The sequence below is a fragment of the Auritidibacter ignavus genome (genome assembly GCF_003703835.1).
GTDB classification, from domain to species: Bacteria; Actinomycetota; Actinomycetes; order Actinomycetales; family Micrococcaceae; genus Auritidibacter; species Auritidibacter ignavus.
The window spans coordinates 139,041-152,810 of record NZ_RDQR01000001.1; the positions used below are offsets into that span (position 1 = coordinate 139,041).

Below are 13,770 nucleotides of genomic sequence, written 5' to 3' on the forward strand. Positions count from 1 at the left end.
CAGCTGGGGTACCAGGACTCGAACCTAGAATGACGGTACCAGAAACCGTTGTGTTGCCAATTACACCATACCCCACTATTGAGTTGTGTTGCCGGCATCTCTGCCGAACACGAGTAGTCACTCTACCCGATGATTTTCCCAGATATCAAATCCAGGGTGAGCATCTGCGTCGTGATGCTCACCACCTGAATTTAGGTGACCGGGAAGGTGGCATCCTGTTCCTCAGCGAAACGCCGGATGCGAGCCAGGGTGGCGTCTTGACCGAGAATCTCCAGCGACTCAAATAGCGGCGGTGATACCTTGCGCCCTGACACCGCACTGCGCACCGGGCCGAATGCTTGACGCGGTTTCAGCCCCAGCCCATCGATCAACGCCACGCGCAGAGCTGGTTCGATGGCCTCGGTGGTGAACTGCTCGGGGTCGATGGCCTCCAGGGCACGATAGGCGGCTTCCAGAGCGGAAGCCAGGTCTTCGGGCATGCCTTTCAGCGCCTGTTGTTCGGTTTCGATCTGGTCATCGTCCAGATAGAGGAAGGCCATCATCTCGGCAGCATCGGCCAGCAACTGGGTACGTTCTTGCACCAACGGTGCTGCCTGAGTGAGAATTTCCAGCTCGCGTTCGGTGGGGTTGTCTGCGATGAGTTGCTGGGCCTGCAGGTACGGGATCATCCGATCGCGGAAGTCCTCGGGCTCCAGCATGCGGATGTGGGTGCCGTTGATGGCAATGGCTTTCTTCTCATCGAAGCGTGCCGGATTAGCCAACACGTCGTGGATATCGAAGTGTTCGACGAACTGTTCGGGTGTGAAGATATCCTCATCGGCCGATAGCGACCAGCCCAGCAGGCCCAGGTAGTTCAGCAGACCTTCGCGGATAAAACCGCGGTCCCGGTGCAGGAACACATTGGATTCTGGGTCGCGTTTGGACAGCTTTTTATTGCCGGTTCCCATCACATAGGGTAGGTGGCCGAAAACCGGCATGTGCGTGGCGACACCGATCTCGTACAGCGCCTGATACAGCGCAATCTGGCGTGGGGTGGAAGACAACAGGTCTTCCCCGCGCAATACGTGGGTGATGCCCATCAGCGCATCATCGACCGGGTTGACCAGCGTGTATAGCGGGGAGCCGTCGGCACGTACCACGACGAAGTCCGGTACCGAACCGGCTTTGAAGCTGATCTCCCCACGGACCGCATCAGTGAAGCTGATGTCTTCATCCGGCATCTTCAACCGCAACACCGGCTCACGGCCTTCATCCCGGAAAGCCTGCTTTTGTGCTGCGGTAAGGTTCCGGTCGTAGTTGTCATAGCCCAATTGCGGGTCGCGACCGGCGGCTTGGTGACGGGCTTTGATTTCCTCAGCGTTCGAGAAGGACTCATAGACGTGCCCGGATTCCACCAGCTTGTTGATCACATCCTGGTAGATCTCGCCTCGCTGGGATTGACGGTAGGGCTCGTGCGGGCCGCCAACTTCCACGCCTTCGTCCCAGTCGATCCCCAGCCAGCGCATCGCGTCCAGCAGTTGTTGGTAGGACTCTTCGGAGTCACGCTTGGCGTCGGTGTCTTCGATGCGAAAGACCAGCGTGCCACCGGTGTGGCGGGCCCACCCCCAGTTGAACAGGGCGGTGCGGATCAAACCGACGTGTGGCGTTCCGGTCGGTGAAGGACAGAACCGCACGCGCACCGGGGTCGAAGCATCAACTGCAGGAATATCGTCAAAACTGGTCATAATCTCCACCCTACGCCACTGATGGTGTGGTTGGTGCCGAGCACGTGCGGTTCTGAACGCTTTAGCGCCGGATGAGCGTGGTCAAGGTGCCGATGCCCTCAACCTCGCACTCCACGCGGTCTCCGTCCTCGATGGTGCCGACCCCGGCCGGGGTACCGGTCAGGATCACGTCCCCGGGCAATAACGTAAACGCCCGGGAGATCTCGGCAACCAGATCAGCAACACCGAAGACCATCTGGGAGGTATTGCCTTCCTGGCGCACCTCACCGTTGACCGACGAGCGAACTTCAGCGTCTTCTACATCCAGCTCGGTTTCAATCCACGGGCCCAGTGGGCAGGAGCCGTCGAAGCCTTTAGCCCGGGCCCACTGGTTTTCAGCGCGCTGGATATCCCGTGCGGTGAGGTCATTGGCGACCGTGTAGCCGAAGACCACCTCGGGGACCTTCTCCACCGGCACCTCTTTGCAGATCCGACCAATCACTACGGCCAGTTCGGCTTCGTAGGAGACCTCTTCACTCCACGACGGCAAGGTCACCGGGTCGCCGGGACCCACCACGGTGGTGTTGGGCTTGAAAAACAGCATCGGGACGGTGGGTACCTCGTTGCCCAGTTCGTGGGCGTGGTCGAGATAGTTTCGGCCCACCCCGATGATTTTCGAGCGCGGGATGATCGGGGCCACCAGCCGGATATCGGCCACCTGGTGGGTGGTCGAGGTCGGCTGGATGCCCTGATAGAAGGGGTCGCCGTGGATTTCGGTGAACGTCGCGTCGTCAACCAGCCCGAAGGTGGGCTGGTCGTCGATGACAGCTCGAGCTATCCGCATGGATGACAAGTGTCCTCTCGATCTGATTAGGCCAGGCGGTAGAGCCAGCCATAGGGGTCGTCACTGGCACCGGTTTGCAGATCCAGCAGGGTCTGACGCAACCGGTTGGTGACCGCAAAGTCCGAGTGGGAGGAATCAATCACCCGGTCGCCGTCGCGAAGTGTACCGATCGGGGTGATCACCGCGGCGGTACCGCAGGCAAAGACCTCCGTAATGGTCCCATCAGCCACGCCACGGTCCCACTCATCCAGGGTGATACGACGTTCTTCGACGGTCATACCCTGATCTTCGGCCAGCTGCAGGATGGACTTGCGGGTCACACCTTCCAGGATGGTACCGGTCAGCTGCGGGGTGATCAGGCGGTTGTCGTCGGTCACGAACATCACGTTCATGCCGCCGAGCTCTTCAACAGCGTTGTCGTGGGTGGGGTCCAAGAACAATACCTGGTTATATCCCTGAGCATCGGCCTCGAGTTGCGGGGCCAGGGAGGCAGCGTAGTTTCCACCGCACTTGGCTTCACCGGTACCGCCGGGGCCCGAGCGGGCGTACTGGCGGGAGACCATAATCGAGACTGGCTTGAGCTCGCCACCGAAATAGTTACCGGCCGGGGAAGCGATCACGTGGAAGGAGACCGCGCGGGCTGGGCGCACCCCCAGGAAGGCTTCGGTGCCGATCATGAAGGGGCGGATATAGAGTGATTGACCGTCGCCGTCCGGGACCCAGTCCTGGTCTTGTTCGACCAGCAACTGGATGGCTTTCACGAACGCTTCTTCGTCTAATTGCGGCAACGCCAAACGGCGTGCGGACCGGTTCAACCGACGCGCATTTTCGAAGGGCCGGAACGTCCAGATGGAGCCGTCTTGGTGGCGGTAGGCCTTGATGCCTTCGAAAACTTCCTGGGCGTAGTGCAACACACCGGCCGCCGGTGAAAGCGTGATGGGGCCGAAGGGCTCGATCCGGGCCGAGGACCAGGTGCCTTTCATGTCCAAGAAGTTTCCGGCAGCCGCGGCTTCCCGTTGGGCACTCACGTCGGCTTTCCACTCAATGGTGGCCATGTGGTCGGTGAAGTAGCTACCGAAGCCGGGATCTTTCAGAATCTGGGCACGTTCGTCAGCGCTGACGGGTGCCGGATGGGGGTGAAGTTCAAATTCCATGGGGAAAATCAACGACCTTTCACTTCGTTTCTGGCAGGGCGGCGATGATGTCATCGCCGATCTGCTCGGTCGTCCGGGGACGGCGATTGGCCACATCGCGGCTGACTGCCGTGCGGATTGCCCGTGCGGCCTCGGGCTGACCGTGGTGTTCGAGCAGGATGGCTGCCGAAAGGATCGCTGCGGTCGGGTCGGCACGACCCTGGCCCGCAATATCCGGGGCGGATCCATGAACCGGTTCGAACATCGACGGTGCGGTATCGGAGAGATTCCCCGATGCCGCCAAACCGATCCCGCCGGTGATTGCGGCGGCCTGATCAGTGATGATGTCACCAAACATGTTATCAGTCACAATCACATCAAACCGGGACGGATCGGTGGTCAGAAAGATGGTCGCCGCATCGACGTGCAGATAATCGTGGGTGACCTGCGGAAATTCTTCGGCCACTTGATTCACCGTGTCCTGGTAGAGCCGACCAGCGTGAACCAACACGTTGTGTTTGTGCACGAGGGTGAGGTGTTTGCGCTCACGGTGTTCGGCGGCATAGGTAAAGGCTGCGCGCACCACTCGCTCTACCGAGAACCGGGTATTGACCGAAACCTCGGTGGCCACCTCGTGGTCGGTGCCCGCCCGCAACCGACCACCCTGTCCCAGGTAGAGCCCTTCGGTGCCTTCGCGGAAGACCACGAAGTCGATATCGCCGGGGTCAGCCAACGGGGAGCGGACTCCCGGGTAGAGCTGAGCGGGGCGGAAGTTCACCCCGTGGTCCAGGCTGAACCGCAGTCTCAGGATGATCTCGCGTTCCAGGATGCCCGAAGGAATCCGGGTGTCGCCCGGGTGGGAGCCGATGGCACCGAACAAGATGGCCTGGTGGCCACGGATAGCCTCCAGTGTCTCATCGGTTAGGGTCTCACCGGTGGCCAGATAGTGCTCGGCACCCAGCAGATACTCGGTGGTGGTCACCGGGGTCTGAGAGACCGCCTTGAGCACCTTGACCGCTTCAGCGGTAACTTCCGGGCCGATCCCGTCGCCGGGTATCACCGCAAGATCCAATGCGGGGATGGTTGTCATCACCGGCCCCCTACTGCTGATCGTCGGTGTCGTCGTGCCGCGGGAACACCCCGACCGGCTTGGGAATCTCAGTTCCGGGCGTAAGCTTTTCATCCCAGGCCGCGAAGGACCGCGGGCCGTGCCCGGAGACCAGGGTTGCTCCGGCATCGCCCTCGGCAGGCACACCCAACAGGCTCAACAGCTGAGTAGCAGAGTCCGACATGACCGGTTGGATCAGCAACGCGACCTGACGCACGACTTCCAACGTCACCCACAGGACGGTCTTCATCCGCTCGGGGTCTGCTTTGCGCAACACCCAGGGTGCCTGGTCGGCGAAATAGGTGTTGGCTTCATCGAGCACACGCCAGGTTTCGGCCAGGGCACGGTTGAACTCTTGCCGGTAGTAGTGGTCCTGGTTGATCTTTAACAGCGGCTGTGCGTGGTCCAGTAGCGCCCGGTCGGCGTCCGTGAGGTCACCGCCGGGTGCTGGAATCTGGGCGTCGCAGTTTTTGAACACCATTGACAGCGATCGTTGGGCCAGGTTACCCAGGTTATTGGCCAAGTCGGCGTTCTTGCGGGCGACCACAGCCTGGTGGGTGTAGGACCCATCAGCACCGAAGCTGAATTCGCGTAGTAGGAAGTAGCGCACCGTATCCAGCCCGTAGTGCTCGACCCAGTCGGCCGGGGCAACCACGTTGCCCAAGGACTTGGACATCTTTTCGCCGTCATTGGTCAAAAATCCGTGGATGATGACTCGCTGCGGGAGCTCAATGCCTGCCGACATCAAAAACGCCGGCCAGAACACGCAGTGGAACCGGGAGATGTCTTTACCGATCACGTGTAGATCAGCCGGCCAGTAGCCAAACATCTCATCATCGTGGGGGAAACCTGCACCGGTGAGGTAGTTGGCGAGGGCATCGACCCACACATACATCACGTGTTTCTGGTCGGTGACCAGTCCAGGGTCGGCGGCCAGGGCTTTTTCGCTGGGCTCTGGGACGTCAATGCCCCAGTCGAAGCTGGTACGCGAGATGGAGAGATCTTGCAGACCAGATTCGACAAAGCGGCGGATTTCGTTGGCACGAGAGGCCGGTGCGATGAACTCAGGGTGTGCATCGTAGTGTGCCAACAAACGGTCCTGGTAGGCCGAGAGCCGGAAGAAATAGGATTCTTCTTCAGTCCAGGTCACCTCAGTACCGGTTTCGGTGGCGATGCGGGTGCCGTCGTCGGCCAGCTCGGTTTCGTCTTCGGTAAAGAACCGTTCATCACGCACCGAGTACCACCCGGAGTACTTATCCAGGTAAATATCACCGTTGTCGCTCATCCGCTGCCAGAGCTCTCGAGCAGCCACCCGGTGATCGGTGTCGGTGGTTTGGATGAACCGGTCGTAGGACACCTTCAGCACCGTGTCGTCCATGTCCTTGAACCGGGCTGAATTGCGGGAGGCGAGTTCAGCGGCGGTGATGCCCAGCTTCTGGGCGGTTTGTTGCATTTTCTGACCGTGTTCATCGGTGCCGGTCAAAAAGCGCACATCGCGCCCATCAAGGCGGGCGAACCGTGCCATGGCATCAGCGCCAATGTACTCATAGGCGTGACCGATGTGTGGGTCGCCGTTCGGGTAGGCAATCGCGGTGGTCAAGTAGTATTTCATATCAGCGTTCTTCCAAGTTGAGTTCGCAGGAACGTTCCGCACCGATGGTGTCGCTGATGGTGATCAACGTGCCCTCCGCCAGAGCGGCATCCAGGGTGACCACGGCCAAGGCGGTGTCATTGTCACCATCGGGGCTGACGTCCATGGCAGCAATGTTGACGTGCTGATCGCCCAGGGTCTGACCAATGACACCAATCACCCCGGGTCGATCCTGATACTGCAACACCAGCAGGTGGTCAGCCAAGACCACCTCAAATTCAAAGTCATCGATGCCGACCAGTTTTTGGACCTGCTTGGGGCCGGTCAGGGTACCGGTAACCGAATACTGCTCACCGTTAGCGGCCGCTCCGCGCACCGTGACGGTATTACGGTAGGACGGGGATTCCGGGGAGGTGGTCAAACGCACCTCGACACCGCGGTTTTCGGCCATCACCGGGGCATTGACGTAGGAGACCTGAGTGGAGACCACATCGGTAAACACGCCCTTCAGGGCAGCCAATTTCAGCGAGTCCACGTTCATCTCGGCCAGTTCCCCGGCAACATGGACCTCCACGGCGGTCAGCGACTGGTTGCGCATCAGCGCGGTCAGGATCCGTCCCAGCTTTTCGGTTAGCGGAATGCCCGGGCGCACGTAGGGATCAATCGCTCCCCCGGCGACGTTAACGGCATCGGGCACCAGCTCTCCGGCCATGGCCAACCGCACCGACTTCGCCACAGCGACTCCGGCCTTTTCCTGGGCCTCAATAGTCGAAGCACCCAGGTGCGGGGTGACGGTGGCCTTCGGTGATGAGAAGAAGCCCAGGTCCTTGGCGGGTTCGTTGACGTAGACGTCGATGCCGGCTCCAGCGATAGCCCCGGATTCCAAGGCGCGGGTCAGAGCGTCCTCATCCACCAGACCGCCACGTGCCACGTTGATGACGTAGGCGGTGTCCTTCATGAGCGCGAACTGCTCGTCGGAGATCATGCCCATGGTTTCGGGAGTGCGTGGCATGTGGATGGTGACAAAGTCGGAGGCTTGGAGAACTTCCTCGAGGCTGAGGAGTTTCGCGCCGATGGACTGAGCGCGTGCGGCGGTGACGTAGGGGTCGTAGGCGACGATGTTCATGCCGAAAGCCTGCATTCGCTCGGCCACCAGCGATCCGATACGTCCTAAACCGACGATGCCCAGGGTCTTTTCATACAGTTCAGTGCCCTTGAGTTTCGAGCGCTTCCACTCCCCCGCTTTCAGGGTGGCGTTACCTTCAGCCAGGTTCCGAGCCGAAGCCAGGATATGTGCACAGGTCAGCTCGGCCGCAGAGATGATGTTCGAGGTCGGGGCATTGACCACCATCACCCCGGCGTCGGTGGCCGCTTGGGTGTCAACGTTGTCCAGCCCCACACCAGCGCGGGCAATAATTTTCAGTTTGGGGGCCGCGGCGATGGCTTCGGCATCCATGGTGGTCGCGGAGCGAATCAGGACGGCGTTGGCCTCGGGCAGGGCTTGGAGGAGTTGTTCGCGGTCCGACCCGTCGGTGTGGCGAACATCGAAGTCACCTCCCAAGACGTCCATGGTGGCCGGGGAGAGCTCTTCGGCAATCAACACGACAGGTTTTGTCACGGTTCTGGACACGCTTTCATCATCTCAAGGGGTGGTTCACTTATTGGTGCATCAGTCACCGGTGTTGATGAGCGGACCATGTGGCCCGCCAACACTGACACCTCACCTAGTCTACGACGCGAGCGAGGGCTGGGAGACTGTGCGAAGCGGGAAAGATCGGAACCCCACCGCAGGCGGTGATCATCGATCACGCACCTTGCGGTGGGGTTCAGTCTCGGGTGAGCTGTGCGAGCGCTTAGCGAGCTGCAGTGCCCTCGGTGTAGTCGGCATCAGAGTCCTTGAGCCAGGAGAACATCTTGCGCAGTTCACGACCGGTGGTTTCGATCGGGTGCTGTTCTTCCTCAGCACGCAGTTTCTGGAACTCTTCGGCGCCCTGAGCCTGATCGTCCATGAAGCGCTTGGCGAAGGAGCCGTCCTGAATATCGGCCAGCACAGCCTTCATGTTCTCCTTCACCCGGGCATCGATCACGCGCGGACCGGAAATGTAGTCACCGAATTCAGCGGTGTCAGAGATGGACCAACGCTGCTTAGAGATACCACCTTCGACCATCAAATCCACGATCAGCTTCAGCTCGTGCAGTACCTCAAAATAGGCGATCTCCGGCTGGTAACCAGCTTCAGTGAGCACCTCGAAACCGGCCTGGACCAGGTGGGATGCCCCACCGCACAGCACGGCCTGCTCACCAAAGAGGTCGGTTTCGGTTTCTTCGGTGAAGGTGGTTTCAATCACGCCAGCGCGGGTGGCACCGATACCCTTGGCGTAGGACAGGGCCAGGTCCTTGGCCGAACCGGTCTCGTCCTTCTCTACAGCCACCAGGGCAGGCACACCGCGTCCGGCCTCGAACTCGCGACGAACCACGTGGCCGGGACCCTTGGGGGCCACCATGGCCACATCAACACCGGCCGGAGGCTGAATGTAATCGAAACGGATGTTGAACCCGTGGGCGAAGAACAGTGCGTTACCCTCCGACAGGTTGGGCTCCACCGATTCAGCGTAAACGGTGGCGGCCACCTGATCGGGAACCAGCATCATGATCACGTCAGCCTCAGCGGCGGCATCGGCGACGGAGGCGACTTTCAGCCCAGCAGCTTCGGCCTTCGCACGAGACTTCGAGCCCTCGGCGAGACCAATGGTGACATCCACACCGGAGTCGCGCAGGGATTCGGCATGGGCGTGGCCCTGGGAGCCGAAACCAATCACGGCCACTTTGCGGTTTTGGATGATGCTCAAATCGGCATCGTCGTCATAAAACTTGTGAACGGACATCATTCTCCTTTTTTAGACAGGGCTCTATCGGTCATGGATTTCCCGCCACGGCCAACCGCAATGGTGCCGGAACGGACTAGTTCTCGAATCCCGAAGGGCTCCAGAACTTCCAATAAGGCGTGAAGTTTTTGTAGTGAACCGGTGGCCTCCACGGTCACCGCATCAGTGGAAACATCCACCACGGTGGCGCGGAACAGTTCTACGGCTTGGACCACCGAGGCACGGGTGGAGGCATCGGAGCGGACCTTGACCAGAATGTGGTCCCGGTGCACTGCTGCATCATCGAGCTCGACGATTTTGATGACGTTGATCAGCTTATTGAGCTGTTTGGTGACCTGCTCCAGGTGATCACCATCGGCATCGACCACCACCGTGATGCGCGAGAGCCCGTCGATTTCACAGTTGCCCACCGCCAGGGACTCAATGTTGAAGGCGCGGCGAGAGAACAGCCCGGAGACCCGCGTCAGCACGCCGGGGACGTCTTGAACGAGTACGGACAATGTGTGTCGTGCCATGGTCTAGTCCTCCTCTGACCATTCCGGTGTCAGATCACGGGCAACCTGAATATCGTCATTGGACACCCCGGCGGGCACCATCGGCCAGACCATCGAGTCCCGGGAGACGACGAAGTCCACCACGACCGGGCGGTCATTGATCTGCATCGCCTGGTTAATGATGTCTTCCAAATCCTCGGCGCGTTCACACCGCAACCCGGTAGCACCGTAGGCCTCGGCGAGCTTCACGAAGTCGGGCACCCGGACGGTGTCGGCTCCGGTATTGAGATCGGTATTGGAATACCGGCCGTCGTAGAACAAGGTCTGCCACTGGCGGACCATGCCCAGCGATGAGTTATTGACTACCGCGATCTTGATCGGGATCTGGTTGATCACGCAGGTGGCAAGTTCCTGGTTGGTCATCTGGAAGCATCCGTCACCGTCAATAGCCCACACCACCCGTTCGGGTTGGGCCACCTTGGCACCCATGGCGGCTGGGACGGCAAAGCCCATGGTGCCCAGTCCGGCGGAGTTCAACCACTGGTGGGGACGTTCGTAGGCCACGAATTGGGAGGCCCACATTTGGTGCTGGCCCACCCCGGCAACGTAGACGGCTTCCGGACCGGCAATCTGGGAGAGTTTCTCGATAACGGTCTGCGGGGCCATCAGCCCATCGTCGGTGGGTGGGTAACCCAGCGGGTAGGTGCTGCGTACCTTATTGAGCACCGTCCACCATTCGCTGAGGTCCGGTGTGCCCTCGGACTCACGCAATGCGGTGACGTCCTGGTACAGATCGGGCAGGATCTCTTTGAGATCCCCCACGATCGGAACATCGGCCGCACGGTTCTTGGAGATTTCGGCCGGGTCGATATCGGCGTGAATGACCTTGGCTTTGGGGGCGAAGCTGGAGAGTTTGCCGGTCACCCGGTCATCGAATCGGGCGCCTAGCGTAATCAGCAGGTCCGACATTTGCAGGGCGGTGACCGCGGCCACGGTGCCGTGCATGCCGGGCATGCCCAGGTTTTGCTCATGCGAGTCGGGAACCATGCCCCGGGCGTTCAAGGTGGTCACCACCGGTGCGCCGGTGAGTTCCACCAACTCCAGGAGTTCTTTTTGAGCCTCGCCGCGGGCGGCACCACCGCCGACGTAGAGCACCGGACGGGACGCGGAGTTAATGAGCTTGGCGGCCTCGCGCACCTGACGGGAGTGGCCACGGGTCACCGGACGGTAGCCCGGAATATTGGGCTTCGGTGGCCAGGCGAAGTCCAGGGTGCCTTCCTGCGCATTCTTGGTGATATCGACCAACACGGGCCCGGGACGACCGGAGGTGGCGATATAGAACGCTTCCGCCAGCACCTGCGGGATGTCTTCGCTGCGGGTCACCAGCCGGGAGTGCTTAGTGATCGGCATGGTAACCCCGACAATGTCGGCTTCCTGGAAAGCGTCGGAGCCTATCAACTGGGCTCCGACCTGTCCGGTAATGAAGACCACGGCTTCCGAGTCCATGTGGGCATCGGCGATGGCGGTGACCAGGTTGGTCGCACCGGGCCCGGAGGTGGCGATAGCAACCCCGGGTTTACCGGTCGCCAAGTAGTAGCCCTGGGCGGCGTGGCCGGCGCCTTGTTCGTGGCGGACGAGAATGTGGCGAATCTTCTCAGCGTCCAAAAGCGGGTCATAGAGGGGTAGAACTGCCCCACCGGGTAGACCAAAGACATCGGTGACGCCGAGTTCTTCCAGTGACCGGACAATGGCCTCGGCGCCGGTCATCGTGGTGGGTTCGATCCGCCGGTTCTCTCCGGGGACTCGGTCATCGTATCCACCGGCGGTGGTTCTCGTGCCGCGTGTTGGTGGATGAGGGGGCATCACCGACGGGGTGATATTCGCTCCAGAACTCATGAGCTATGCCTCATTCATTTCTTCTGTCTTCGACTCGTGATTCCGCCATTTGTGGTTTGCACAAAAGGCCATAAAAAAACCCCGATACCGGCTCTGGTGTGGGCCTTACGGGGTCAGCGCATGGTGGCGGTGCTTCGCCAGCTGAGTTTCTCGACTCAGGCCATGCGCTACATAACGACTACTAGGGTCTTCGACATGTTCTTATATTTGCAGTCGAGGAACTGAAAAGTCAAATATGTCGTGAGGTGGCCCACGGTGTGCTATCTCACACCGATTTGACCATCTCACGACCCCGTGTCGTCAGCCCGCTCTGTGCTGTTGTGTGGCGCGCTGTACTGTTGCGTTACCGGGTGCTCACCGGGCGTGAGGTGACCGCACCTGCGGAGGCGGAGGAGACCATGTCGGCAAATTTTCCGAGCACGCCTTGCTGGAATTTCGGTGGCAGGGGCTCGAAGTTCTCCCGGCGACGCTCCAGTTCGGCCTCATCGACCAGCAGATCAATACGACGATCTTTAATGCTGACCTGGATCGCGTCACCGTCTTCGATCAGCCCGATGGGTCCGCCGACAGCTGCCTCGGGAGCAATGTGTCCAATACACAATCCGGTGGTCCCGCCGGAGAAGCGACCATCGGTAATCAGCAACACGTCTTGACCCAGACCGGCGCCCTTGATGGCACCGGTAATGGCTAGCATTTCGCGCATACCGGGTCCTCCCTTGGGGCCTTCGTAACGGATGACCACCACGTCTCCGGCCTGTAACTCGCCGGCTGCCAGTGCGTCCATGGCGGCCTGTTCGCGTTCAAAGACCCGCGCGGTACCGTCAAAGACCTCCGCGTCGAATCCCGCGGATTTCACCACCGCGCCTTCCGGGGCCAACGACCCGTGCAACACGGTCAGTCCTCCGGTGGGGTGCACCGGGTTGTCCAGGGTGCGCAATACCTCGCCATCAAGTCCCTGCGGGTTGAGTTCTTCGAGGTTTTCGGCGACAGTCTTGCCGGTCACCGTCAGGGCATCGCCGTGGAGCACTCCGAGATCCAGCAACGCCTTCATGACCACCGGGACGCCACCAATGCGGTCCAGGTCGGTCATCACGTACTGACCGAAGGGCTTCATATCTGACAGGTGCGGGACCTTGTCTCCGATCCGGTTGAAGTCGTGCAGGCTCAGGTTCACCTGGGCTTCATTGGCGATGGCCAGTAGGTGTAGCACCGAGTTCGAGGAGCCTCCGAAGGCCATCATCACGGCAATAGCATTCTCGAACGCTTCCTTGGTGAGGATGTCACGAGTGCGGATCCCTTGTTTCAGGAGGTTGATCACAGCCTCACCGGCCCGGCGAGCATCAGCATCGCGACGACGATCGGCCGAAGGCGGGGCGGCCGAGCCCGGAATCGACAGACCAAGGGCCTCCCCGACCGAGGCCATAGAGTTGGCAGTATACATCCCGCCACAGGCACCTTCGCCAGGACAAATCGCGCGTTCGATGGTGTCCACGTCCTCGCGCGAGATCAACCCGCGAGCGCATGCCCCTACGGCTTCGAACGCATCGATAAGGGTCACCTGCCGAGTCTTGCCATCCGACAAGGTTGCATAGCCGGGCATGATCGACCCGGCATAGACGAATACCGAGGCCAGATCCAGACGGGCGGCGGCCATCATCATCCCGGGTAGCGACTTATCACACCCGGCTAGCAACACCGAACCGTCCAAGCGCTCAGCCATCATCACCGTCTCGACCGAGTCGGCGATCACGTCGCGAGACACCAGTGAGTAATGCATACCGTCATGGCCCATAGAAATACCATCGGAGACCGAAATGGTGCCGAATTGCAGCGGGTACCCGCCGGCTGCATGGACACCCGACTTCGCGGCATCAGCCAGACGGTCCAGGGAGAGGTTGCAGGGGGTGACTTCATTCCACGACGACGCAATACCGATCAGCGGTTTGGAGAAGTCCTCATCCCCCATGCCCACGGCACGGAGCATGCCACGGGCTGGGGCCCTTTCCATCCCATCGGTCACGTCCCGTGAGCGGGGCTTGAGATCTGGCTCAGATGAATTGTCCGTAGTGCGAGGTGTCATGACGACAGTCTACGACTGCTCGCCCCTGTTATCTGC

At 60.6% G+C, this 13,770-nt stretch carries 10 protein-coding genes and 1 tRNA gene; all 11 read right to left on the reverse strand.

Annotated features, from left to right (window positions below):
* Positions 1–3: 3 nt before the first annotated feature.
* Positions 4–75 (reverse strand) — tRNA-Gln (locus tag DYI20_RS00640).
* Positions 76–191: 116 nt separating this feature from the next.
* The gene (gene gltX, locus DYI20_RS00645; RefSeq protein ID WP_110100326.1) at positions 192–1,724 is read right to left on the reverse strand and encodes a glutamate--tRNA ligase; all 1,533 of its coding nucleotides are present in this window, start codon (positions 1,722–1,724) and stop codon (positions 192–194) included.
* A gap of 61 nt (positions 1,725–1,785) precedes the next feature.
* Positions 1,786–2,547, reverse strand: coding sequence for a fumarylacetoacetate hydrolase family protein (locus DYI20_RS00650; protein ID WP_110100325.1), 762 nt, complete (start codon positions 2,545–2,547; stop codon positions 1,786–1,788).
* A gap of 26 nt (positions 2,548–2,573) precedes the next feature.
* A complete protein-coding gene (locus tag DYI20_RS00655; RefSeq protein ID WP_110099728.1) occupies positions 2,574–3,701 on the reverse strand; it encodes a branched-chain amino acid aminotransferase in 1,128 nt (375 codons plus the stop codon).
* 19 nt (positions 3,702–3,720) lie between these two features.
* Positions 3,721–4,770, reverse strand: coding sequence for a 3-isopropylmalate dehydrogenase (locus tag DYI20_RS00660; RefSeq protein WP_122548681.1), 1,050 nt, complete (start codon positions 4,768–4,770; stop codon positions 3,721–3,723).
* A 10-nt stretch (positions 4,771–4,780) separates the two neighbouring features.
* The gene (gene metG / locus DYI20_RS00665; protein ID WP_122548682.1) at positions 4,781–6,400 is read right to left on the reverse strand and encodes a methionine--tRNA ligase; all 1,620 of its coding nucleotides are present in this window, start codon (positions 6,398–6,400) and stop codon (positions 4,781–4,783) included.
* Position 6,401: 1 nt separating this feature from the next.
* On the reverse strand, positions 6,402–7,997 hold the full coding sequence (gene serA, locus DYI20_RS00670) for a phosphoglycerate dehydrogenase (protein WP_122548683.1): 1,596 nt from the start codon (positions 7,995–7,997) through the stop codon (positions 6,402–6,404).
* A gap of 235 nt (positions 7,998–8,232) precedes the next feature.
* A complete protein-coding gene (ilvC, locus tag DYI20_RS00675) occupies positions 8,233–9,264 on the reverse strand; it encodes a ketol-acid reductoisomerase (protein ID WP_110099731.1) in 1,032 nt (343 codons plus the stop codon).
* The gene (gene ilvN / locus DYI20_RS00680) at positions 9,264–9,779 is read right to left on the reverse strand and encodes an acetolactate synthase small subunit (protein WP_110099732.1); all 516 of its coding nucleotides are present in this window, start codon (positions 9,777–9,779) and stop codon (positions 9,264–9,266) included. The genes ilvC and ilvN overlap by 1 nt, the downstream gene beginning before the upstream one ends.
* Before the next feature lie 3 nt (positions 9,780–9,782).
* On the reverse strand, positions 9,783–11,654 hold the full coding sequence (locus tag DYI20_RS00685) for an acetolactate synthase large subunit (RefSeq protein ID WP_122548684.1): 1,872 nt from the start codon (positions 11,652–11,654) through the stop codon (positions 9,783–9,785).
* A 343-nt stretch (positions 11,655–11,997) separates the two neighbouring features.
* The gene (gene ilvD, locus DYI20_RS00690) at positions 11,998–13,734 is read right to left on the reverse strand and encodes a dihydroxy-acid dehydratase (RefSeq protein WP_110110037.1); all 1,737 of its coding nucleotides are present in this window, start codon (positions 13,732–13,734) and stop codon (positions 11,998–12,000) included.
* Positions 13,735–13,770: the final 36 nt, after the last annotated feature.